Source organism: Nakamurella panacisegetis (assembly GCF_900104535.1).
GTDB classification, from domain to species: domain Bacteria; phylum Actinomycetota; class Actinomycetes; order Mycobacteriales; family Nakamurellaceae; genus Nakamurella; species Nakamurella panacisegetis.
On the sequence record NZ_LT629710.1, the window covers coordinates 4,579,219 to 4,602,431 of the forward strand.

Sequence of the window (23,213 nt, forward strand, 5' to 3'; positions counted from 1 at the left end):
CAGGCTACGACACTGATCATCGCGTGGCGGCGGTTCGGGCCACAGCCGGCTGGACGACCACGCTCGCGGCCGACGGATGTCCGGGCCCGCTCGACCGGGAAACGACTGTCGGGTCGGACCGGGACGGGGTCGGCGGAGCAACCGGAGCGTCGCCCGAAGCCGCCACCACCAAGGCCCCGACGGCCAACCCGGCGACCAGGGCACCGGCGCCGAGGCGGAAGCGGCGGCCGCGGCCGGGCAGGGCGGAATCGGCGGCGCGCATCGTCCGGCCGGACGCCGAATCGACCAGCACGCCTGGCACCGGGCCGGGCCGCGGCGACGCGACCGGGATCGATTTGAGCGTGTCGAACAGACTGCCCGGCATCCGCGGCAGGGTGGCCTGCCGCAGGTACTGCGAGGCCGCGGTCTGCTCGGCCACGTCGGCCGCGCAGGAGGCGCATCGCATGACGTGGGCGGCCGCGCGCTGGAACGCCGTCAGGCTCATCTCCCCGTCGGCGTAGGCGACCACCACGTCCAGGGTCAGATGCTCGTTGAAGACGCTGGTCATGGCATCACGACCTTGGGCAGCAGCGAGCTGCGCAGGTTTCTGATCGACCCACCCTCGACCCGCGCCTCACGTCGGCGCTCGATCGACGCCCGCAGTGCCTGGCGCCCGCGGTGGATCCGCGACCGGACCGTCCCGAGTTTGACGCCGAGAGTGGCGCCGATCTCCTCGTACGACAACCCTTCGACGTCGCAGAGCACCACCGCGGCGCGGAACTCCGGGAGCAGTTCGTCCAGGGCGGCCTGCAGATCCGGATCGAGGTTCGCGTCCTGGAACGCCTGCTCCGGGGACGGCTCACGACCGGCGATCCGATCCGTCTCCTCGGGCAGCGCCTCCATCCGGATCCGCTGCCGGCGGCGCACCATGTCCAGGAAGACGTTCGTGGTGATGCGGTGGAGCCAGCCCTCGAAGGAGCCGGGCTTGAAGCCGTCCAGGGAACGGAAAACCCGGATGAAGGTCTCCTGCGTGATGTCCTCGGCGTCGTGGGAGTTGCCGGACAGCCGATAGGCCAGCCGGTACACCCGGTCTCCGTGGTCCTTCACGATGTCTTCCCAGGCGGGCGGCGTCCAGCCGGCGACGTCGGGCGCGGCACTGGAACCGGGGTTGCCGGTCGGTGCGGGCAGGATGGACAGTGGGCTCACCTCATAGCGAGATTGGTGCGGAAAAACGATCTTGATCGGTGAACGGCCGATTGGTGATGATTGTTCCGCGCCCCTGTGTGAGCATCCTGTGAACCGTCACGGTGGTTGAGCCGAGAACGCGGCGGGCCTTCGGCGAAGTCCGCCCTTTTCCCGGTACGTTGCCCCCGGGGGTCGATCACCGATGATTTTCGAAAGGTATGGCCGTGACCAGCAGCAGGTCCTTCGCCGAGTTCTTCGTCCCGGAACACGATGCGGTGCTGACCGCTCGCGGGCGGGCCGCCGACCTCGGGTGTGAACCCATCGGGTCCGGCGCGGGGGCCGCCCTCACCTTCCTGGCCACCGTTGTCTCCGCCCGGGCCGTCGTCGAGATCGGCACCGGTACCGGGGTGAGTGGGCTGCATCTGCTGGCCGGCATGGCCCCGGACGGCGTGCTGACCTCGATCGATGTCGAGGCCGAGCACCAGCGGGTGGCCAAGGAGGTCTTCGGTCTGTTCGGTGTCGCGCCCGGCCGGGCCCGCCTGATCAACGGTCGCGGCCTCGAGGTGATGCCTCGGCTGACCGACGGCGCCTACGACCTGGTCCTGGTCGACGCCGACCGCACGGGCTATCCGCAGTACGTGGCCGAAGCGGTCCGGCTGCTGCGCAAGGGTGGGGTCCTGGTGCTGGCCGGCGCACTGCACGGCGACAAGGTGGCCGACCCGACCCAGCGGGATGCCGAGACGGTGGCCGTGCGTGAAGCCGGCCGGCTGGTCCGTGACGACGAGGATCTGGTCCCGATGATGACCTCGCTGGGCGACGGGCTGCTCGCCGCGGTCAAGCGTTGAGGAAGACCCTCGGAGTCGCCCTGATCGTCGCGACGACCCTGGTCGCCGGCTGCTCCGGCGCCGGTGACACGTCGCCGGTGACCGTCACCGTGAACTCCCCGATCAGCCCGACGACCGAGCACGTCGCGGAGTCCCCGGGCGGCCCGCCGACCAGGTCCGGCCCGACGGCCCGGTCCGCACCGAGCACCAGGTCGACCGCGACACCGGCTCGTCCGTCGGCCTCGTCCACCTCGGCCTCGTCCCGCGCGAGCACGTCGAGGACCGCGATCCCGCCGCTGGTCCAGGCCGACGGTGACCTCGACGCGGCCGGCCCGGACAACGGGCCGCAGTGCCCGGTCGCCGCGCAGTACTCCGACGAGGCGCCGACCGGCCTGCGGGCGGATGTGAAGGCGGCCTGGATCTCGGTGAAGAAGCAGGCCGCGGCCAAGGGCGTCCGGCTCTGTCTGAACGACGGCAAACGCAGCAAGGCCCAGCAGATCGCCATCTACAACCTCTACGTCAAGGAATACGGTCGAACCACGGCGAACAACCTGGTCCTGCCGTGGCAGAAGTCGGCCCACGTCAAGGGGTACGCCGTCGATGTCCAGCCGGCCAAGGCGATCCAGTGGCTGCAGGCCACGAAGGGCCGGCTCGGCTTCTGCCGGATCTACGACAACGAGACCTGGCACTTCGAGTACTCGACCCATTACAAGACCTACGGCTGCCCGGCGCGGCTGCCCAAGCCCTAGCGGCCACAGCCGAGACGGCGCGGCCCCGGAGGATCACCCCCGGGGCCGCGTCCAGTCCGCTCGGCTAGCGCGCGACCGTGACGCCCTTGCCGATGACCGTGATGCCCGACGCCGTCACTGTGTAGGCCGCGCGGTCGGACTCGAGATTGATCCCGACCGTCGCCCCGTCCGGAACGACCACGTTCTTGTCGAGGATCGCGTTGCGCACGACGGCATTGCGGCCGATGCGCACGCCCGGCATGATGACCGACCCCTCGACGCTGGCCCCGATCGACACCCGCACGTTCTCCGACAGCACCGACCGGCGGACGGTGGCCCCGGAGATGATCGTGCCCGGCCCGACCATGGAGTCCAGGGCCATGCCGTTCTCGACGAACTTCGCCGGCGGCAGGGTCGGCGGAACGGACAGGATCGGCCACTGCTGGTTGTACAGGTTGAAGATCGGGTGCACCGAGACCAGATCCATGTGGGCGTCGTGGTACGCGTCCAGCGTGCCGACGTCACGCCAGTACCCCTTGTCGCGCTCCTCCGAGCCCGGGACCTGGTTGCGGTCGAAGTCGTAGACGTTGGCCGTGCCGCGCTCGACGAACATCGGAATGATGTTGGCACCCATGTCGTGGATGGAGTTCTCGTCGCCCGCGTCCTGCTTGAGCGCCTCGATCAACGCCTTGGTGGTGAACACGTAGTTCCCCATCGAGGCATAGGAGACGTTCGGGTCGTCCTGCACCGCGGGCGGGTCGGCCGGCTTCTCCAGGAATCGGGTGATCCGATGACCGGATTCGTCGGTGTCGATGACCCCGAACGCCGTGGCCTCGTGGCGCGGCACGCGGATCCCGGCCACCGTTGCCTCGGCACCGGAGGCGATGTGATCGGCCACCATCTGCGACGGATCCATCCGGTACACGTGGTCGGCACCGAAGACCACGAGATACTCGGGATCGTCGTCGTAGACCAGGTTCAGCGACTGCAGGATCGCGTCTGCGCTCCCGGTGTACCAGCGCGGGCCCAGACGCTGCTGGGCCGGGACCGGGGTGACGTAGTTGCCCAGCATCTGACTCATCCGCCAGGTGGTGGTGATGTGCCGATCGAGCGAGTGCGACTTGTATTGCGTGAGTACGCAGATCCGCAGATACCCCGCGTTCACCAGATTGGACAGGACGAAATCGACCAGGCGGAAATTTCCGCCGAACGGCACAGCGGGCTTCGCGCGGTCAGCGGTCAACGGCCACAGCCGCTTTCCTTCACCACCAGCCAGAACGATGCCGAGCACTCTTGGTTTGGGGGCCATGATCGAACCTTAACGGGCGCGGAACGGACTCGCCCAGCGGGCTCCCCCACCGGCACGTTAAGTTGCCTGCATGCGTACCGCGATCCTCACCCGAGAGTTCCCCCCCGACGTCTACGGCGGCGCCGGAGTCCACGTCGACTTCCTGGTGCGCGAGCTGCGCAAGCTGATCGACATCGACGTCGAGGCCTTTGGCGAGGACCGCCCGGGAGCGTCCGGACACCGCCCGGCGGCCGAGGTGGCCGAGGCGAACCCGGCCCTGGCCACGCTGTCGGTGGACCTGTCGATGGCCGCCGCCTGTGGTGACGTCGACCTGGTGCACTCGCACACCTGGTACGCGAACATGGCCGGCCACGTGTCGAAGTTGCTGTACGGGGTTCCTCACGTCGTCACCGCGCATTCGCTGGAACCGCGCCGGCCATGGAAGGCCGAACAACTCGGTGGGGGCTACCGCCTTTCCAGCTGGGCCGAGAAGACGGCCTACGAGGCGGCCGACGCCGTCATCGCGGTATCGGACGGCATGCGCGCCGACATCCTCGACTGCTACCCGGATCTCGACCCGGCCCGGGTGCACGTGATCCGCAACGGGATCGACACCGCGATCTACCACGCCACCGACGACCGCTCGGCCCTGACCGCCAAGGGCGTCGACCTGGACGCGCCCATCGCCTCGTTCGTCGGGCGGATCACCCGGCAGAAGGGCGTCGGACACCTGATCGCCGCGGCCCATCGGTTCGATCCCGGTATCCAGCTGGTGCTGTGCGCCGGGGCGCCGGACACCCCGGAGATCGCGGAGGAGACGGCCCACGCGATCCGGGCCCTCCAGGCCGCCCGCCCCGGCGTGTTCTGGTTCGACGGCATGCTCACCCTCGACGAGGTGAAGCAGGTGCTGACCGCGTCGACGGTGTTCTGCTGCCCGTCGGTGTACGAACCGCTCGGGATCGTGAATCTGGAGGCGATGGCCTGCGGCGCACCGGTGGTGGCCAGCGATGTCGGCGGGATCCCGGAGGTGGTCGACGACGGTGTCACCGGCACCCTGGTGCACTACGACGCGACCGACGGTCCCGGCTTCGAGGCGGCGTTCGCAGCGGCGGTCAACGCGACCGTGGCCGATCGGTCGAAGGCTAGGGCACAGGGCGAGGCCGGGCGTGTTCGGGCCGACTCGCAGTTCTCCTGGACTGCGGTGGCCGAGCAGACCGTGGCGCTCTACGAGTCGCTGTTGGCCGACCCGGCCGACCGCTGAGGTTCTTGCGCCCTCCGGCCGCCGCGGTGACCCGGGTGCCGCGGTGACCCGGGTGCCGCGGGGGCGCCGCGCGATCCGGGCGCCGGGACACCCGGCGGACAGCAAGCCGCCCGGGTCAACCGCTGTGTGCGGTCCGACCCGGGCGGACAGGTATCAGCTGACGACTGCTTTGAGGGCATCTCCGAGTGCGGATGCCTCATCGGCGGAGATCTCCACCACCAGCCGTCCGCCACCTTCCAGGGGTACGCGCATCACGATTCCGCGGCCCTCCTTGGTCACTTCGAGGGGACCATCCCCGGTGCGGGGCTTCATGGCCGCCATGTACGACTCCCTCCACACTCGGGCACGCTCAGCGCAGCCGCGTGCCCTTCATCCGTACCGAACGGTGGTGCCCGTCCGGCGATCGCCCACAAACGTGGTTGGCCTATTCTCCCCCATGCCAGGTGCCACGCCGACCGCAGGTGCACCGAGGACCACCCGAAGGAGTCGACGATGACCCAGCCGACCAGCGCGAACGCCGATCCGGAATCGAGCCCGCCGTTGCTGGTCGACGACCGCGGCGGGGTCCGGACGTTGACCTTCAACCGGCCGGGTGCCTTCAATTCCTTCGACCTTGCCCTCAAGGACGCGACGCTGGCCGGCCTGACCGCGGCGGCGGCGGATGATTCCGTCCGCGCCGTCGTCATCACCGGTGCGGGCCGGGCCTTCTCGGCCGGCCAGGACCTCAAGGAGCACCTCGAACTGGTGCGGGCGAACGACTCCCGCATCGCGACGACCGTCCGCGACTTCTACAACGTCGCAATCAGCCTCATCACGAGCATGCCGAAGCCGGTGATCGCTGCGGTCAACGGCACGGCCGCCGGGGCCGGTGCGGCCTTTGCCTATGCCTGCGACCTCCGGATCGCGGCCGAGCCGGCCAGTTTCTCGATGGCCTTCGCCGGGGTCGGCCTCTCGGCCGATTCCGGGGCCAGCTTCATCCTGCCGCGCCTGGTCGGGGCCGGGCGGGCGTCGCGGATGATGCTCCTGGGGGAACGGGTCGACGCCGCGGAGGCGCTGCGCATCGGCCTGGTCGACGAAGTGGTCCCGTCGGAGGACCTCATGAACAGGGTGAACGCGGTGGCACAGGACCTGGCGCAGGGACCGACCCGGGCGTACGCATGGATCAAGGCATCGCTCCACCACGCCTGGACGTCCGACCTGGCCTCCGCCTTGGAGTTCGAGAACGGCGCCCAGAGCGACCTGTTCGCCAGCGCCGACCATCATGAGGCGATCGCCGCGTTCGTGGCCAAGCGTCCACCGCGCTTCCAGGGCCGCTGACGCCACCGCTGGAGCGGCCCCCCGGCGTGGCCCACCTCACGTACGCTGGTAGGCGTGGGACCAATGGGAGAACTCGGTGCGCTGTTCAATCCCGGCATGCGGCACGAGATCGAGGAACGCGAGTCGAAGGCCAACCGTCGTGAGGAGGAGGGCAACGCCCGCGACGGTGATCTGCGCATCGACCTGCTGTCCGGCGTCGCCGTGATCAACGTCCCGGGCAAGCAGTCCGGCGACGACACCAAGCCGTCGACGAGTCGCACCGTCGGCGAGAAGCCGGCGGCCTCGGCCGCCCGGCCGGCCCGGGCCCAGGCTCGGGCGCGCGCCGCCGCCGCGAAGGACGCCGCCGCGCACGAGAATGCGCCGAAGCCGTCGTCGACGCGGTCGTCCGGGTCGAAGTCCGAGCCGGCTGCCTCGCCCGCACCGCGTCCGTCCTCGAAAGCCTCCCGGGCCGCTCGCTAGTTGTACTGCCCGGGGACGTTGGTCAAGCGGCTGATGGGAGGGATCTTGCCGATTGCGGTGTGGGGCCGGTGGTGGTTGTACTCGTGGAGCCAGGCCGGTAGGGCTTTGCGCCGGACTGTTTCGGAATTGTAGAACCGGCGAAATGCCCAGCCTTGGGCCAGGGTGCGGTGGAACCGCTCGATTTTGCCGTTGGTCTGCGGCCGGTAGGGGCGGGTCCTTTTGTGGACGATCCCCAGTTCGGCGCAGGTGTCGCGCCAGAGGTGACTTTTGTAGCAGCTGCCGTTGTCGGACAGGACCCGCTCGGTGGTGACACCGCGGGCAGCGAACCAGGCAACCGCGTTGCGCAGCACGGCCACCGCGGTGAGAGCGGTTTCGTCGTCGTGGATCTCGGCGTAGGCGACACGGGAACAGTCGTCGATCACGGTGTGCACGAACGCCGTCCCCATCTTTGGGTTGTGGTGGGAGTTGCCGGCCTTGCCCGAGGTGTCGGAGCGATTCTTGTTCCCTTGTTGACGGCCGACGTATCGCCAGCCGCCGCCGTCGGGGACGTTGCCCAGCTTCTTGACGTCGACGTGCAGCATCGATCCGGGGTGGTCGTGTTCGTAGCGTCGGATCGGTTCGCCGGTGGCCCGGTCCACATGTGAGAGCCGGTTGAGTCGGCAGCGGGTGAGCACGGCGTGGACGGTGGAGGCGGCGACACCGACCTTGTCGGCGATGGCCACTGGGCCCAGGCGTTGCTTCCACCGCAGGTGCACGATCTTGCGGACGGTGGGTTGAGGTGTTTTCGTCGGTTGGTGGTGCGGACGGGACGAACGATCGGTCATGCCGGCCGGGCCGCATTCCCGGTACCGCTGGGCCCAGCGGTTGGCCGTGGGCCAGGACACGTCAAACCGTTCGGCGGCCCGGGCCACCGACCACCCCTGCTCGACGATGAGCCGGCCGATCTTCAGACGTGCGCGAGGGGTCAGTGCAGCATTAACGTGGGACACGAAGACCTCCGGTGTCGTGGGGCGGTTTCTAGACAGCTCCACTCCACGCCCGGAGGTCTTCCCGATCAACAACCGTCAGATCGTGTCGTCACACGAGTTCAACCAACGTCCCCGGGCAGTACAGCTAGACGGCTCGCCAGCAGGTGGCGACGTGGTCGTTGACCATCCCGGTCGCCTGCATCAACGCGTAGGCGGTGGTCGGGCCGACGAAGCGGAACCCGCGCTTCTTCAGCGCTTTCGACATCGCCGTTGACTCCGGCGTGATGGCCGGCACCTCCGTCAGGTCGGCCGGTGCGCGGTGCCGATCGGGCGCGAAGGACCACAGCAACTCATCCAGGCCGCCACCCATGTCCTGGACCACCCGGGCGTTGGCCAGCACGGCCTCGATCTTCAGCCGATTGCGGACGATCCGGCTGTCGTCCATCAACCGCCGCGCGTCGGCGTCGTCGAACCGGGCCACGTCCGCGATCCGGAACCCGGCGAACGCCTCGCGGAACGCCGGGCGCTTGCGCAGGATGGTGATCCAGGAGAGACCGGACTGGAACGCCTCCAGACTCATCCGCTCGAACAGCGCGTCGTCTCCGTGCACCGCGACGCCCCATTCGTCGTCGTGGTAGGCGATGTACTCGGGCGCCGACGTCGCCCAGCCGCACCGAGATCGCTGGTCGGACAAGCCCGTCACCTCTGCCGACCGACCGGGAGCGACCCGTCCAGGACACCGGTGGCCAGGCGGCGCAGGGATGTCTTCAACCCCCACCGGACTATCGGCGCGACCACCTTGAACCCGATGCGCCCGATGGCGCCGAGCGGAAGGTCGAGTTCCTCGGCCCACGTCACCCGGGACCCGTTCGGCATCGGATCGACCGTGAAGATGCCGATGCCCTTGATGGTGTGCCCCGTGTGCGAGGTTTCCCAACGGTGCGGCGGCTCGAAGACGGTCACGGTCATGGTGTCCAGTACGCCGATGCCGCCCACCCCGGTGAGGGCGGCGATCCGGGAGCCCACCGCCGGGACCTCGGCGTCGCCCTCGAGGGCGAACAGGGAGGTGGCCAGGATCCACCGATCCTGGGACGGCAGATCGATCATGGCGGCGAAGACGTCCTCGACCGGAGCCGCCACATCCAGGGCGGCCGCCACCCGGACGGTCACGACGACTCCGGCGGGCGGCTGTCCCTGTACGGCTGGACGTCCTGGTCCGTCGAGCCCTCCGGCCGGGTCGGAGCGCCGACCGGAGCCAGCGAATCCGCTTCCACCCTTGGGTGCGGCTCCGCCCCGACGTCGGACGGCGTCAGGCCACGCAGTTCGGCGTTCTCCCGCCGGAGGCTGTCGATCTGCTCTCCCAGCTTCTCCAACGTCCAGTCGACGTCGCTCATCCGGTAGCCACGCAGCGCCAATGCGAATCGGATCCGGCGCACGTCGTCGGCGGTGATGTCGTGGTCGGGCAGTTCGGCCGGGGATGTCCGGGGGTCGAGCGGGGCCATCTGTTCGCCGCGGCCGAAGACGAAGACAGCCAGGAAGAACACCACGAGCCCGATGACGGCGGCAACGACGAGGTAGAAGAGCACAGTGGTCACACCCACGATCGTGCCATGCCGCGACGGAGGTGCGGCGTCGGCCCGATCAGACCATGCCGCGCCGCGGCGCGGACGGTTCCCGCGTGCCCTGGATGGACGCGACCATTTCCAGCACCCTGCGGGTGGCCAGCACCTGGTGAGCCCGGAAGACGGCCGCCCCGCCCATGGCGGCCACCGCGGTAGCCGCCAGCGTGCCCTCGAGGCGCTCGTGCAGGGCAACTCCGAGGGTCTCGCCGACGAAATCCTTGTTAGACAGGGCCATCAGCACCGGCCAACCGGTGGCCACCAACTCGGGCGTCCGCCGGATCAACTCCAGACCGTGACGGGTGTTCTTCCCGAAATCGTGGGTCGGGTCGATGAGGATCCCCGGTTTCGGCACGCCGGCCGCGACCATGGCCTCGGCGGCCGCGGTGGTCTCGTCGACGACGGCGGCGACCACGTCCCGGTAGGCGACGCGGTACGGATTGGTCCGCGGCGCGGCCCCCCCGGTGTGGGAGCAGACGATGCCCGCCCCGAACTCGGCGGCCACGGCGGCCAGTCCGTGGTCGACCCCGGCCCAGGTGTCGTTGATCAGGTCCGCCCCGGCCTCGCAGGCAGCGGTGGCCACCTCGCTGCGCCAGGTGTCGACGCTGATGATCAGGTCGGGGTGGGCCGCCCGCACCGAGGCGACGAACGGAACCACCCGCCGCATCTCCTCCCCGATGTCGACCGCAGGTCCGACCCCAGCCTTGACCCCACCGATGTCGACCAGGTCAGCGCCGTCGGCCACGGCCTGGTCGACCGCGGCCATGGCCGGTCCGTCGTCGAAGGTCGCGCCACCATCGAAGAACGAGTCGGGGGTGCGGTTGACGATGGCCATGATTGCCGCGCGGTCGGTGCGGAGGGCTCGGCCTCGAAACACCACTGGTTGCACCGTTCGAGCCTATCCGTAGGCCCCCTCGCCCGTGTCCGCGAACTCCGGCGGAGGTTCGTCCCACTCCTGCGGCGGCTCCGGTCCGTCGTCGGGTTCATCGGGCGGGACGGGGACGTCGTCGGCTTCATCGGCCACAACGACGTCGTGGGACTGGCCGGTCGACGACGTCGAGAAGGCGAGGAGCGCGGCCAGCCCGTCGGCGTCGAGCAGGTCGGCTGGGGCGAACTGCTCGTCAAGGGCGACGTAGACGAAGGCGGCCCTGACCATCGACAACGGCATCGCGAGCATGTGCGCGGCGGCGAGCCGGTAGACGGCCAGCTGGACGGTGGCCGCCGCTCGCCGATCGGCCGGCGGCGGCCGGCCGGTCTTCCAGTCGACCACCGTGCAACCACCGTCGTCGTCCCGGAACACCGCGTCGATGCGGCCCTTCACCGGCTGGCCGCCGATCGTCATCGAGAACGGCAGCTCGATCTCGAACGGGATGCGCCGGGCCCAGGACGATGCCTGGAACCTGGTCTTCAGCCGTTCATCCTCCGGATCGGGGACTCGCTCGCCGTCCAGGGCCCCGGGTAGGTCCGAGATCTCCATCAACGCCGATGACGTGTAGAAACGCTCCAGCCACGCGTGAAATTCGGTGCCGCGGCGGGCTCGGGGTGTGGGCGCATGGGGTACCGGTCGCCGGATCCGGCGGGCCAGGGCCGCCGGATCGTCGGCCAGGTCGACCAGGGCGGTCGCCGAAATGCTCTGCGGGAGAGCGACTTCGATGAGTCTGGACCGGGCAGCCCGCCGCTCGGCGAGCAGCGCCGCGACGTCCCGCGCCCAGTCGTGGGGATCGCCGGCGGATCGATCGACTCGCGGTTCGGCGGCGGCGGCCGCAGTCCGATCCCCATCGACGGAGCGGTTCAGCCGATCCAGCGCGGCCAGCACCCGGTCGGCCCCCTGTCGCACGGGTGCGCGGCGATCCCCGAGCGGGTCGACCGGCCATGCCTGGACCCGGGGGGCCGACGTGAGCGGGTTGACCTCACCGTCGGCCGGCGCCGGCGCCCACCGCGCAGCCGGACCGAACGTCTCCGCCGCTGCTCTGACCTCCAGCAGGAACTCGCTGGGGCCGTGCGGTTTGCTCCCGGTTCGGCCCCACTGGTGACCGGAGACCAGCAGGACGCGTTCGGCCCTGGTGATGGCGACGTAGAGCAGACGGCGTTCCTCGACGGCGAGATCCGCCTTCAGCGCGGCGGTGTGGCCGGCCAGGGCCTCGACCATGTCCTTCTGATCGCCGCCGGCCGGCAGCGCCAGTTGCGGCAGGTCGGCCGCGTCCCCCCGCAGCGACGGGGGCAGTTGCGCGGCATCACCCAGCCAGGTGCTCCCCCGACTCCCGGGGAACACCGAGTCGGACACGTGCGGCACCGCGACGATCTCCCATTCCAGGCCTTTGGCCGCGTGCACGGTGAGGATCTGAATCCGACCGGGAGCCGGCTCGACCTCACCGGGGGCCAGGCCGTCCTCCCGTTCGGCCGCGGTCAGCAGGTACTCGACGAGTTCCACCACCCCGCCCCCGCTCGACGCGAACTCGGCCACCACATCGGCGAACGCGTCCAGATGGGCCCGGCCCGCCGGGGAAGAGATCCGCACCTCGACGTCGAGCCCGGTGACCCGTTCCAGTTCGGCCACCAGATCCGGCAGCGGCAGCGTCAGGCGGCCCCGCAATCGGTGCAGTTCACCGGCCAGGCGCCGCAAACGCCGGAATCCCTCGGCGGAGTACCGTTCGGCCTCCCCCGGATCGGAGATCGCGTCGATCAGGGACGCGGAATCGATGTCCTCGCCCGATCCGGCCTCGGCCAGGGCCGCCCGGACGGAGGCGTGGCCGTCGGCACCGGCGGCCACGATCCGCCGGGGGGTCAGCTCGCCGGCCCGCTTGGACAGCGCGGCCAGGTCGGCCATGCCCAGTTGCCAGCGGGCTCCGGTGAGTAGGCGCAGGGCGGCCGGACCGGCCGTCGGGTCGACCAGGACCTGCAGCAGCGCCAGCAGATCGGCGATCTCCGGCTCGCTGAGCAGGCCGCCGAGGCCGACCACTTCGACCGGGAGTCCGACGGCCCGCAGGGCCGCGGCCATCGGCTCCATGTCGCGGCGCCGACGCAACAGCACCGCGGTGCTGGGCGGCAGATCCGCGGGTTCCGCGGTCCGGGCGGACGTCGGATCGCCAGGGGCGCGGGCCGCCCGAGCTGTCTCCCACAGCTCGGCGATCGACGCCGCCACCCAGGTCTCCTCCTCCACCGCCGTGCCGAACAGCCCGTACCGCACGTCACCACGATCGGCACCGGATCGCGGACGCAGTTCCTGCACCGGGACCGCGCCCCGGCGGACGATGGCCGAGATCTCGTTGGCCACCGTCAGGACCGAGGACGGGTTGCGGAAGCTGGTGGACAGGGTGAGGGTGGGCGCCGGCTGCCCACTCCGCAGTGGGAAGTCCGTGGGAAAGCGTGGCAGGTTCGAGGCGGACGCGCCCCGCCAGGAGTAGATGGACTGCACCGGATCGCCGACCGCGGTGACCGGGTGGCCGGAGGGCCGTCCCGGAATGCCGGTGTCGGAGAAGACGGCCCGCAGGATGACGCGCTGCGCGTGTCCGGTGTCCTGGTACTCGTCGAGCAGGACGACGGAGAAGCGATCGCGCAGCACCTCCCCGATCCGCGGCTGCCCGGTCACCAGAGCCGCCGCCACCTGCATCTGATCCGCGAAGTCGACCACGCCGGCTCTCCGCTTGGCCTGCGTGAACGCATCGACCAGGGGCAGGATCCACGCCCGGTCCTGGAGTCGTTTCAGGTAGCCGGCCAGGCCACTGTGCACCGAACCGCGCTGGGTCGCGGACGGCGGCGCCGCGCGCAGCACCGCCAGGACCCGCTCGATCTCGTCCGACAGGGCCAGTGAGTCGATCAGATGGTCGGCGAGCCCGCCGGACATGGCGAGCAGTCGGTCGGTGACCTGGTCGGGGCCCAGGTCGGTCTCCAGGTCACCGTCCCAGCGGCCGACGACCCGCCGGGCCATCTGCCAGGACCCGGTGGCGCTCAGTACCCGTGAGGCTGGCTCGACCTGGGCCAATGGCCCGAACTCGGCGATCAGTCGGCCACCGAAGGAATGGTAGGTGGACACTTCCGGTTCGCCTCCGGACAACCCGCTCCGCGCGTCCGCGCGATCAAGGACGCCGGATGCGGCCAGGGTCCGGAGCCGGCGCCGGATGCGGGCGGCGAGCCCGGAAGCGGCCTTCCGGGTGAAGGTGAGGCCGAGGATCTGTTCCGGCCGCACCAGTCCGTTCGCCACCAGGAACAGCACCCGGGCGGCCATGGTCTCGGTCTTGCCCGACCCCGCACCGGCCACCACCAGCGCCGGGCACAGCGGGGCCTGGATCACTGCGACCTGCTCGGCCGTTGGCGGCGGCAGGCGCAGGATGGTCGACAGTTCCTCGGCGCCGATCATCCGCGCACCTGACGGCCCTCGTTCTGCAACGGGCAACTGGTGCGGACCGGGCAGCGCTCGCACCGGGCGTTCTCCTGCGCTAGGGACCCGGCCGAGGCCAGGTGCTGGGCGGCGGCCCGGATCGACCCGAGCCACTGCGTGGTCGACTCGGCGGACAGCCGGTCCTGGGGCAGCACCTTGGGCGAGCCGCTCCGGAGAAACACCAGCTCGGCGCCGCCGGCGCGACCCGCCTGCGCACCCGAGGAGGCGATGTCCGGTGCGAAGGCGCCCAGTTCGATCGCCGCCTGGTACGCGGCTAACTGCGCGTTGTTCTGGGCCTCGGCCTTCGTCGGTACCTTGGCCGCGGTCTTGAAGTCGGTGACGACGACTCCGCCGTCGGGCCCGGCCGACAGCCAGTCGACCCGACCGACCAAGCGGACCGGATGGTCCGTCGGCGCGGCGTCCGGATCGGCCGGCAGAGGCAGGTCGAGCTCCAGCTCGGAGCCGATCAGGGTCCGCGGCGGATGGTTGTCCCTGACCCAGATCCGAGCCGCGGACAGCATGGCCAGCAGGCCTCGGCGGGTGCGGTCCAGCTGCCAGGGCGGCAACTGGTCCTGCGCCGCCAGGAACGTTTCGATCTCGGCCCGCAGATCCGGCTCCGGTATCCCGAGGGCGAGACCGTTGGCCATCGCGTGGACGACGATGCCCTCGATCTGGGCCTGACCGGGCGCCGTCCGGCCGCCACGCCGTTCGAGCACGGCCCGCAGCGCACATGTGTTGAGCGTCTCGATCAGCGACGGCGACACCCGGATCTCCGCGCCGGGCGCCACCGGCGGGGTCGACGCGGACAAAGGCGGCAGACCGTACCAATCGTCGGGATGGGTACCCGGGACACCCGCTGCGGCCAGCTCGGCCAAGTGGGTCGCCGCCGCGGCGACCACCGACTCCGGGCCGGCCGGGTCGGTCACCGCGCGACGCAGATCGGCCACCAGGTCCGACAGGTGCAGTCCACGGCGCCTCCGCGCGCCGTCGGTCGACCGCTCCAGCTCGACCGGCAAGTCGGTGTCCGAACCGGCGAGCTCGGCCAGAAACCGGGACGGGACGGCATCCTGGGTCTGCACCCCGGTGCACACGAGGGTGCGCCGGGCCCGAGTGGCCGCGACATAGAACAGCCGACGCTCCTCGGCCAGCAGACCGGCTGTCGGACTTCCGATCGGGAACGCGGCGGCGAGGTCGAGCAGCTGCTGGCCGCCGAGCAGACTGCCCCGCCCGCGCAGATCGGGCCAGCTCGCCTCCTGCACCCCGCACACGGCGACCACGTCCCATTCCAGGCCCTTCGCAGCGTGCGCCGACAACAGGGCAACCGCGTCGCCGGCCCGCGTCAGATCGGGTTGGCCGGGCAACTGGTGACCACGCACCTCAGCGATGAACGCCGGGACGCCGGCCAGTGGCAACCGGTCGGCCAGATCCGCGGCCATCGCGAACAGCCCGAGCACCGCGTCAAGGGCGCGGTCCGCCCGCTGACCGGCGCTGCCTCCCCGCTCGACGGCGGCGACGAGCCCCGCCTCCAGCCCGGCCGCCGTCCACAGCTGCCAGAGCAGTTGCTCGGCCCCCGGGGACGCCGACCCGACGCGGGCGATCTCGAGCAACTCGCGGACCCGCCGGACCGGGCCGGCAAGGTCGCGGGGAACACCGTCCGGGATCGGCGCCCCGGCCAGGGCCGCGGCCACCAGATCCGCACTGGCGCCCTCCCCCGGGCGGGCCAGGCGAAGCGCCCGCCGGAGGCGCCGCAGACCCAGCGCGTCCATCCCGCCCAGCGCGCCGGTCAACAGTTCGACCGCGATCTCGCCGGTCAATCGATCCCGATACAGGCCGCAATCCAGGACGGTCAGCAGGGCCGCGACCACCGGTTCGGCGGCGAGTCCGTCGGTGCGGCCACCGACCAGCACCGGGACCCCGGCCACGGCGCAGGCCCGCGTCAGTGCGGCCAGCCCGGTCGACGGCGACCGCAGCAGGATGGCCATCGACCCCCACGGCATGCCTTCCAGCAGATGGGCCCGTCGCAGCTCGTCAGCGACGTAGGCCGCCTCCCGGGCCGGACTCGAGAAGACCTTGACCTCGACGCGTCCGCCGCTCGTCCCCTGGCCCGCCGCTTCGTCGGACGGCAGGACGAGGTCCCGGTGCCGGGCCGCGCCGGGGAGCAGCGCGGCCGTGCGGCGGGTGGCCTCCAGTACGGCCACCGGGAGGCGCCGGGACGTCGTCAGGCAGACGGTGCGGTCCACGGCGATGTCGCGGAGCGCGTTCGGCTCCGCACCGCGGAAGGCGTAGATGGACTGGTCCGGATCGCCGAGCACCACCAGCTCGTCGGCGCCGCCGGACAGCAGGTCGATGAGCCGAGCCTGTGCCGGATCGACGTCCTGATACTCGTCGACGAAGATCCGCCGGATCCGGCGCTGCTCGTCGGCCAGCACGTCGTCGTGGGACAGGGCACCCAATGCGGCCGCGGTCAGCTCGGCCTGGTCCAGGGCGACACCGAACCCGCTTATCCCCTGGCGTAGGTCGCTCACCTGCTGGTACTCCCGGGCGAACCGCCCGGCCGCTACCCACTCGGGACGCTTGTGTCGTCGACCGAGCTCGATCATTCGTTGGGGGCTGATGCCCTGGCCGGCGGCCCGCAGCAGGATCTCGCGCAGCTCGGTCGCGAAGGTCGGCGAAGACAGCGCGCCGGTGAGGTACTCCGGCCACGGCCCACCGTGGGCGTCGACGTGGCCGGCGAGCAATTCGCGGACCATGTGGTCGGACTCACCGGCCGCGAGCAGACGCGGCCGTGGCTCACCGGCCCTCGCCGCCTGTGCGCGCACCACCGAGTACGCGTAGGCATGCAGGGTTCTGACCATCGTCTCGCGAGTGGTCAGACCCAGCCGACGGCTGATCCGCCCCGACAGTTCTCCCGCCGCGCGCCGCGAGAAGGTAAGCACCAGCACCTGCTCCGGCGGCACGCCGCGGGCCAGGATCCGGTCGGCGACCGACTCCACCAGCGTGGCCGTCTTGCCGGTGCCCGGGCCGGCCAGTACCCGCAGCCGAGGGGCCGTGTTGGTCACGACCTCGTGCTGCTCCGGGGTCGGACGCATCGGGAGCGCCGAGCTCGGCACCGGCCGCAGGCGGTACGTCACCGACGTCGGGCTGGACATGCACCGATCACATCACAGAGCACCGACAGGACCGGCCCACCACGGCCCGCGCGGGGAAGGAGATTGCGACAATGCGAGGCATGGACATGGAGCTGGCGTACCGGATGCTGGACCAGGTGGCGGCGGTGCCGGCCGGGCAGGTGGCGACCTACGGTGACATCGCGGCGAGGGCCGGATCGCCATCGCCGCGACTGGCCGGCCGGGTGTTGTCCGAGCTGTCCGACGAGACGACACCCTGGCACCGCATCGTGCGGGCGGACGGGACCCCGACCGCCCATCTGCGTGACGAGCAACTGGCCCGCCTGCGGTCCGAGGGCGTCCTGGCGAACAACGGCCGGGTCGATCTGCGCCGGTACCGCTACCAACCCGGTCGGGCCGAGCGCTGACGCTGGTTCGTCCACACCCGGTCGAGTTGTTCACATTCGGCGAGCGGACCTGGTCCTGCCGATGCGGCCCACGCGATCGTGGGGCGATGACCATCTCACAGCGTTCCACCGTCAAGCTCCGAGGCCGTCAGGGTCTCCTGGTCGCGGCGCCGGCCATGCTCGGGTTCCACCCGCAGGAAAGCATGGTGATGCTCTGCCTGGTCGGACCGCAGCGGAGGGTCGGCCCGGTGATGCGGGTCGATCTTCGACCGGACGACGGTCGCGACGACGCGGATCGCGACTTGGCCGCCACCTTCGGCGAGATCGCCTGGGAGCACGCCGACGAGGTCGCGCTGCTCTGCTACACGGACTCGGCCCACACGCCACCGTTCGCCCGCACGGTGATCGACGAGTTGCAGGGAATCGGGCTTCACATCACCGACGCGGCCCGGGTCACGGCCGGCCGGGCCTGGACCATTCCCGCTCCGCCACCGGGAACCGACGAGTCGGACTTCGCCGACGAGGACGACGGCTGCGAGGTTCCTGACGGCCAGGATCCGCAGGTTCAGATGATGGCCGCGGCGATCGCGTTGAACGGTCGCGGCATTCTGCCCGACCGCCCGGCTCTGCGCAGATCGATCGACGGCCCAACCGGTCAGGCCGCAGTCAGGGCCAGCGCCGCACTGCGTGCGGCCGTCCATGGATTCCTGGGTACCGAAGGCGTCGCCTTCGGTCGGCGTCGGCTCCACCGGATGGCCGAGCACATCGTCGACGCGGCGCTGGACGAGAGCACGTCCGGAAGCCTGAGCCCGGCCACCACGTCGCAACTCGTTCTCCTGCTGCGCGACCACCGAGCGCGGGATGAGGTGATCGTCCATTCCCTGGTCGACACCCAGCAGCCGTGGCTGCCCATGTTGATCGCGGCCGCCCGAGCCGTGCCGGACGAGTACGCCGCAGAGATCTGTGCCGTCCTGGCGGTGGCCGCCTACGGCGTCGGAGACGGAGCATTGGCCCAGGTGGCGGTCGATCGATGTCGCCGGGTCGAACCCGGGCACGGCCTGGCCCGGCTGATGCTGGAGGCCATGAACACCGGTCTACGCCCGGCCGCGCTGTTCGACGCGTTGGTCCCCGACCTGGACCTCAGTCCAGGAAAGGGCGGATGATCTCGGTCGCCGTGAGCATCTCCACCAGCGACTCCGGCGTACTGCGCGGATGGGACAGACTGACCGCCAACCGGAACAACAAGGCGCGGAGCAGCATCTGCGGCCATTCCGGCAGATGACGCCACTCGAGCAGGAGTTCGGTCTGGGCGCCCCCCCAGCTGAGTGCGTCCACCGCGATCACGGCCGCCGAGAAGACAGCCGGACGCCAGTACGGCGTCATGTCGATCACGGCCGGCGGAGCCGAGCCGGCGAACAACACGTTTCCGAACATGTCACCGTGCACCAGCTGGCCCGGCAGATCGACCGGCTTGCGCCCGAGCGCCAACTCGTCGAACAACCGGGCGCCATGGCCGTCGCCCAGGGTCCGCCGGTCGGCCACCAGTTCACCCCAGGCCAGCCGATCGGCCCAGCTGTACAGATCGCTCCGGTCTCGCAGGTAGCGCGGATTGGCAACGCCGGCCAGGGCCTCGTGCAGGATCAAGGAGGTCTCGATGATCTCGTTGTACCGCGGCTCGACCCGACCGGACACGAAACGCTCGGCGGACCAACCGGCTACCACCCACCGACCGTCGGAGGACCGCACCGGGCGGGCCACCCTGATCCCGCTGATGCGCAGCTGCTCGAACGTCGACGCGATCCACGACGCCTCAGCGGTGTTGTCGACCGGTTTGAAGACGATGTCACCGCAGCGGTACGCCAGCCCTCGACCACCGGGCAGCCGTTCGGGCGGCACACCTCCCGCGCCGAACGCCGCGAGCACGTGGGCGGGCGGCGGCGTGGACACGAACAGTGACGCTACAGGCCCTGCCGGGTCTTTCGTCACATCCCTCGCGGACACCACGCCACCGCCGAGACCGCGGTCGATCAGTAGCTGGGCAGGCTCGGATCGACCTGTTTGATCCAGGCCAGGACGCCACCGCCGACATGCACCGCATCCGCGAAGCCCGCCTTGTGCAACACGGCCAGCGCCTCGGCCGACCGGGCGCCCGACTTGCAGTGCAGGATGACGGGTCGGTCCTGCGGGATCCGCGACAGCGCCTCACCCGACAGGATGTCGCCCTTCGGGATGAGCACCGCCCCCGGGATCGACACGATCTCGTACTCGTTGACCTCGCGGACGTCGATCAGCGCGAAATCCTCACCGGCATCCATCCGGCGTTTGAGATCGCGGGCCGAGATGGTGTGCGACGCCGCCGCTTCGGCCGCCTCGTCGGACACCGATCCGCAGAACACCTCGTAGTCGATCAATCCGGTGATCGGCTCCCCGGCCGGATCGCGGCGGATCTTGACGGTGCGGTAGGTCATCTCGAGCGCGTCGTAGACCATCAGCCGGCCGAGCAGCGTCTCACCGATACCGGTGATCAGCTTGATCGCCTCGGTCACCATGATCGAGCCGATCGACGCGCACAACACGCCGAGCACACCACCTTCGGCGCAGGACGGCACCATTCCCGGCGGCGGCGGCTCCGGGTAGAGGTCACGGTACTGCGGGCCGTACTCGGCCCAGAACAGGCTGACCTGGCCTTCGAACCGGTAGATCGAGCCCCACACGTACGGCTTGTTCAGCAGCACGCAGGCGTCGTTGACCAGGTACCGGGTGGCGAAGTTGTCCGTGCCGTCCAGGATCAGGTCGTACCCAGCGAAGATCTCCAGGACGTTGTCCGAATCGAGTCGATCGGTGTGCAGGATGACCTTGACGAACGGGTTGATCTCGGCCACGGACTCGGCCGCGGACACCGCCTTGGACTTGCCGACATCGGACTGTCCGTGGATCACCTGGCGTTGCAGATTCGACTCGTCGACGATGTCGAAATCCAGAATTCCCAGGGTGCCAACACCGGCCGCGGCCAGGTACAACAGGGCCGGCGAACCGAGGCCGCCGGCGCCGACGACCAGCACCTTGGCGTTCTTCAGCCGCTTCTGGCCGATCATCCCGACGTCCGGAATGATCAGGTGCCGTGAATAACGCTCGACCTCGGCCTTACTCAGCGATTCCGCCGGCTCCACCAAGGGGGGTAGGGACGTCACAATTCTCTCCTCGAACCACATCAGCTGAACATTCACGCTGGCCATCGAGCCACTGTCAGAGCCAACCGCGCTCCGGCGGGAATTCTTCCCGACCGCGGCCGACGGGGGCCAATCAGCCGCCGGACCTGGTCGCCGTGGCCTGGGCGGTGGCGGTGGACGAGCCCGACACCGGGCCCAGCGGGAACGGGAACGGGTTGGGTTTGCAGACCTTGTTGTCCATCGGGACCAGCTGCGGATTCAACGGCGACAGGTCGTCGTCGGCGGTGGACCACGACTGCTGCATCATCACCGGAGCCAGGCCACCGTTGGTCGCGCAGGGTTGGTGCATGAACCCGAGCGCATGCCCGACCTCGTGGTTGATCGCGTAGACCCGGTAGTCGGCCCGGTCACCGGCGTAGGACACCGCCCCGCGCGCCCAGCGGGCGTTGTTGATGGCCACCCGCTTCACGTCACGGGCGTAGCAGGATGCCTCGTACTGGATCTGCCAGCCGCACAGGGAATCCTGGCGGACCGTCATCTGACTGGTCAGGGAGACGGTGAACGACGGCGTCCCGGTGTCGATCCGCTGCAGCGTGTACTTACCGGAGCCGATCCAGGAACGAGGGTCCTGCAGCGTGGCGTCCACGAACGACGCGAAGTCCTTGTCGGCGTCCGAATTCTCGATGCCGTCCTCCACCGCGATCTTGTACGTGAAGTGATTCGGGCCGGAACCGAACGGCTTCGTCGTGCCGGCCACGACGTGCCAGGTGCCCTTGCCCTTGGCCACGAACGCTTCGCCCGGTGGCAGGTCGGCCGAGGCGAGACCGGCGTAGGTCCCGGTCGGCACCGGCCCGACCTGACCGGACACGTTCGGCGACGAGGCCGACGGTGACGCGCCGCCCGCCGCCGCGGCGGGACCGGACGGGGTACTGGTCGGGGCGGCCGTGACCGTCATCGTGGTGGTGACACTGCCGACCACCGACGTGACCAACGACGGTGAGGCACCAGGGACGGAGGGGGCCGCGGTCGAGGTCGGGGGTCGCCCGACCTGGACGATCACCAGCACGGTGAGGGCGACGAGGACCGGGATCGCATACGCCCGCCAGCCGTAGCGGTGGAAGAACCAGCCGACCGCGCTGCGCCGCCGGCCGGTGCGGGACGGGCGTGGCTTCGACGGCGTGCGGGGGCCACGATCGACCGGGTCCCAACTCGCCTTCAGCGGTTGCGGACCCGGACGACCGCCCTCCGGGTCGTCCCAGAGCGTCGATCGCCCCACCGGGGGCACCGTTCGGGATCGGGCCCCGACGGGCTGCGGCTGCTGCCCCGTTCGGGACGAGGACCTCCCGCCGTGCGATCGGTGGGAGTCGTTTCCAGGACGCGTCACGTCTCCGAGGTTCCCACAGCAGGCGTGAGACCAGGGTGCGGCGCGCCCGAGGTGGCCCACAGACCGGACACCGCGCGCGCCGTCACCAACGGCGCCTCCATCTGCGCTGTATGGCCGACGCCGGCGATGACGAGCAGGCGTGAGTCGGCAAAACACTCGGCGGTCCGGCGGGCCAGGCGGACGTCCACCAGGCGGTCCCGTGTGCCCCAGATCACCAGGGTCGGGACGGTGACACACGCGGCATCCGCCCGGAACGACCGCCCGCCCGGCAGATAGCTGCGCATCAGCGCCCGCAGCGATTCGATGGTCGACCGGTGCGCCCAGGGCAGGCTGGAACGCCAGGCCAGGTCGGCCGCGGCCACCTCGTAGTCATGATCGGTCAGCACCGTCGGATCGCCGAAGCACAGCTCGCCCATCCCTCGCGCTCGGGCGAGCGGACTGATTCCGACGAGCCGTCTCAAGGCCAATCCGGTTGTGCCCGGCAGCAACAGCAGGCCCAGGATCGGGTCGGCGCCGCGGTCGTGCGTCAGGCGCAGGTCGGGGACCGCCGGTGAGATCAGGGTCAGCGTCTTGACCAACTCGGGATACCGGCCGGCCATCATCGTGCTGACCACACCACCGAGTGAGTTCCCCACCAGGTGCACCGGTCCCCGACTGCGTCGCGCGACCAACTCGGCCAGCACGTCGGCGTCGTCCCGCAGGGAATAGCGACCCCTCGGCGGCGGGTCGGAGCGCCCGTGTCCGGGCAGGTCGACCAGGTGTCCGGTCGCGGTGGCGGCCATGGCCCCGGACAGCGACGTCCAATTGGTGGAGGAACCGGCCAGGCCGTGCACGTACCAGGCGTCCGGGGCCGTCTCGTCGTCCACCGGCTCGGTTCGACGTACGAACACTCCCCGGCCACTGACCTGCTCGAACCACCCGTGTGGGGGGTCGTCAGCCGGGCCGGGGATCTGCACCGGTCCGAGGTCGGCCAAGGTGGCCGTGCTCCACGAAGCCAGGGAGTCGTGGGCGGGGGCACCGAAGGGAGGAGCGGTTGTCACCCCTCCATGGTGACACCGGCCGCGACGCGCGAACTGTCCCCACACCTTCGGCCCGTCCACATTCGCCGGTCGGCGCTGGCCGTCCGGGTCCGCTGAACC

The 23,213-nt window shown here is 70.4% G+C and carries 22 protein-coding genes; 7 read left to right on the forward strand and 15 right to left on the reverse strand.

Annotated elements, in window-relative coordinates; all coding sequences use genetic code 11:
* Positions 1–16 precede the first annotated feature (16 nt).
* Together BLS97_RS20605 and sigE are read right to left on the reverse strand one after the other, a co-directional pair.
* Positions 17–547: an anti-sigma factor gene (locus BLS97_RS20605; RefSeq protein WP_090479956.1), complete on the reverse strand. Its 531-nt coding sequence runs from the start codon at positions 545–547 to the stop codon at positions 17–19.
* A complete protein-coding gene (gene sigE / locus BLS97_RS20610) occupies positions 544–1,176 on the reverse strand; it encodes an RNA polymerase sigma factor SigE (RefSeq protein ID WP_172832396.1) in 633 nt (210 codons plus the stop codon). Before sigE ends, BLS97_RS20605 begins: the two co-directional genes overlap by 4 nt.
* Before the next feature lie 206 nt (positions 1,177–1,382).
* Between sigE and BLS97_RS20615 the strand changes: the two genes are divergently transcribed.
* Together BLS97_RS20615 and BLS97_RS20620 are read left to right on the forward strand one after the other, a co-directional pair.
* Positions 1,383–2,009 (forward strand): O-methyltransferase, encoded by a 627-nt coding sequence (locus tag BLS97_RS20615; RefSeq protein WP_172832316.1) that lies wholly within the window; start codon positions 1,383–1,385, stop codon positions 2,007–2,009.
* On the forward strand, positions 2,006–2,737 hold the full coding sequence (locus BLS97_RS20620; RefSeq protein WP_090479962.1) for a D-alanyl-D-alanine carboxypeptidase family protein: 732 nt from the start codon (positions 2,006–2,008) through the stop codon (positions 2,735–2,737). Before BLS97_RS20615 ends, BLS97_RS20620 begins: the two co-directional genes overlap by 4 nt.
* A gap of 64 nt (positions 2,738–2,801) precedes the next feature.
* On the opposite strand, the gene glgC is transcribed toward BLS97_RS20620, so the two are convergent.
* Entirely contained in the window at positions 2,802–4,025 is a 1,224-nt protein-coding gene (glgC, locus tag BLS97_RS20625) for a glucose-1-phosphate adenylyltransferase (RefSeq protein ID WP_090479965.1), read from the reverse strand.
* Positions 4,026–4,095: 70 nt separating this feature from the next.
* Between glgC and glgA the strand changes: the two genes are divergently transcribed.
* Positions 4,096–5,265 carry a glycogen synthase gene (gene glgA / locus BLS97_RS20630; protein WP_090479968.1) on the forward strand — a complete coding sequence of 390 codons (1,170 nt, stop codon included), beginning with the start codon at positions 4,096–4,098 and terminating at the stop codon, positions 5,263–5,265.
* Positions 5,266–5,418: 153 nt separating this feature from the next.
* Here glgA and BLS97_RS20635 read toward each other — a convergent pair whose 3' ends face one another.
* A complete protein-coding gene (locus BLS97_RS20635) occupies positions 5,419–5,586 on the reverse strand; it encodes a DUF3117 domain-containing protein (RefSeq protein ID WP_090479970.1) in 168 nt (55 codons plus the stop codon).
* A 171-nt stretch (positions 5,587–5,757) separates the two neighbouring features.
* Between BLS97_RS20635 and BLS97_RS20640 the strand changes: the two genes are divergently transcribed.
* Both BLS97_RS20640 and BLS97_RS20645 read left to right on the forward strand, forming a co-directional pair.
* Positions 5,758–6,582, forward strand: coding sequence for an enoyl-CoA hydratase/isomerase family protein (locus BLS97_RS20640; RefSeq protein WP_090479973.1), 825 nt, complete (start codon positions 5,758–5,760; stop codon positions 6,580–6,582).
* A 63-nt stretch (positions 6,583–6,645) separates the two neighbouring features.
* Positions 6,646–7,041 carry a DUF6191 domain-containing protein gene (locus BLS97_RS20645; protein WP_090479975.1) on the forward strand — a complete coding sequence of 132 codons (396 nt, stop codon included), beginning with the start codon at positions 6,646–6,648 and terminating at the stop codon, positions 7,039–7,041.
* Here the strand turns inward: BLS97_RS20645 and BLS97_RS20650 are convergent.
* The 7 genes from BLS97_RS20650 to BLS97_RS20680 form a co-directional block, all read right to left on the reverse strand.
* Positions 7,038–8,030 (reverse strand): IS481 family transposase, encoded by a 993-nt coding sequence (locus BLS97_RS20650; RefSeq protein ID WP_090479979.1) that lies wholly within the window; start codon positions 8,028–8,030, stop codon positions 7,038–7,040. The two genes, BLS97_RS20645 and BLS97_RS20650, sit on opposite strands and share 4 nt — an antisense overlap.
* Positions 8,031–8,154: 124 nt before the next feature.
* Positions 8,155–8,703, reverse strand: coding sequence for a DNA-3-methyladenine glycosylase I (locus BLS97_RS20655; RefSeq protein WP_090482792.1), 549 nt, complete (start codon positions 8,701–8,703; stop codon positions 8,155–8,157).
* Between the two features lie 5 nt (positions 8,704–8,708).
* Positions 8,709–9,179 carry an SRPBCC family protein gene (locus tag BLS97_RS20660; protein WP_157695585.1) on the reverse strand — a complete coding sequence of 157 codons (471 nt, stop codon included), beginning with the start codon at positions 9,177–9,179 and terminating at the stop codon, positions 8,709–8,711.
* Positions 9,176–9,604, reverse strand: a complete 429-nt coding sequence (locus tag BLS97_RS23630; protein WP_090482795.1) for a DivIVA domain-containing protein — start codon at positions 9,602–9,604, stop codon at positions 9,176–9,178. Before BLS97_RS23630 ends, BLS97_RS20660 begins: the two co-directional genes overlap by 4 nt.
* A 46-nt stretch (positions 9,605–9,650) precedes the next feature.
* Positions 9,651–10,463, reverse strand: coding sequence for a dihydropteroate synthase (gene folP / locus BLS97_RS20670; protein WP_090479984.1), 813 nt, complete (start codon positions 10,461–10,463; stop codon positions 9,651–9,653).
* 63 nt (positions 10,464–10,526) lie between these two features.
* The gene (locus BLS97_RS20675; RefSeq protein ID WP_090479987.1) at positions 10,527–13,985 is read right to left on the reverse strand and encodes an ATP-dependent helicase; all 3,459 of its coding nucleotides are present in this window, start codon (positions 13,983–13,985) and stop codon (positions 10,527–10,529) included.
* Positions 13,982–17,155 (reverse strand): ATP-dependent helicase, encoded by a 3,174-nt coding sequence (locus BLS97_RS20680; protein ID WP_090479990.1) that lies wholly within the window; start codon positions 17,153–17,155, stop codon positions 13,982–13,984. Before BLS97_RS20680 ends, BLS97_RS20675 begins: the two co-directional genes overlap by 4 nt.
* An 80-nt stretch (positions 17,156–17,235) precedes the next feature.
* On the opposite strand from BLS97_RS20680, the gene BLS97_RS20685 reads away from it, so the two are divergent.
* Both BLS97_RS20685 and BLS97_RS20690 read left to right on the forward strand, forming a co-directional pair.
* On the forward strand, positions 17,236–17,541 hold the full coding sequence (locus tag BLS97_RS20685; RefSeq protein ID WP_090479993.1) for an MGMT family protein: 306 nt from the start codon (positions 17,236–17,238) through the stop codon (positions 17,539–17,541).
* Positions 17,542–17,627: 86 nt separating this feature from the next.
* Complete coding sequence (locus BLS97_RS20690; RefSeq protein ID WP_090479995.1) at positions 17,628–18,683, forward strand: DUF4192 domain-containing protein; 1,056 nt, start codon at positions 17,628–17,630, stop codon at positions 18,681–18,683.
* Here BLS97_RS20690 and BLS97_RS20695 read toward each other — a convergent pair.
* From BLS97_RS20695 to BLS97_RS20710, 4 genes are all read right to left on the reverse strand, one after another.
* The gene (locus tag BLS97_RS20695; protein ID WP_197676292.1) at positions 18,661–19,467 is read right to left on the reverse strand and encodes a TIGR02569 family protein; all 807 of its coding nucleotides are present in this window, start codon (positions 19,465–19,467) and stop codon (positions 18,661–18,663) included. The genes BLS97_RS20690 and BLS97_RS20695 overlap by 23 nt on opposite strands.
* An 80-nt stretch (positions 19,468–19,547) precedes the next feature.
* Positions 19,548–20,756, reverse strand: coding sequence for an adenylyltransferase/sulfurtransferase MoeZ (moeZ, locus tag BLS97_RS20700; protein WP_231988229.1), 1,209 nt, complete (start codon positions 20,754–20,756; stop codon positions 19,548–19,550).
* A 67-nt stretch (positions 20,757–20,823) separates the two neighbouring features.
* On the reverse strand, positions 20,824–21,966 hold the full coding sequence (locus BLS97_RS20705; protein WP_090480003.1) for a DUF3152 domain-containing protein: 1,143 nt from the start codon (positions 21,964–21,966) through the stop codon (positions 20,824–20,826).
* Positions 21,967–22,070: 104 nt separating this feature from the next.
* A complete protein-coding gene (locus BLS97_RS20710; protein ID WP_157695586.1) occupies positions 22,071–23,114 on the reverse strand; it encodes an alpha/beta fold hydrolase in 1,044 nt (347 codons plus the stop codon).
* Positions 23,115–23,213 lie beyond the last annotated feature (99 nt).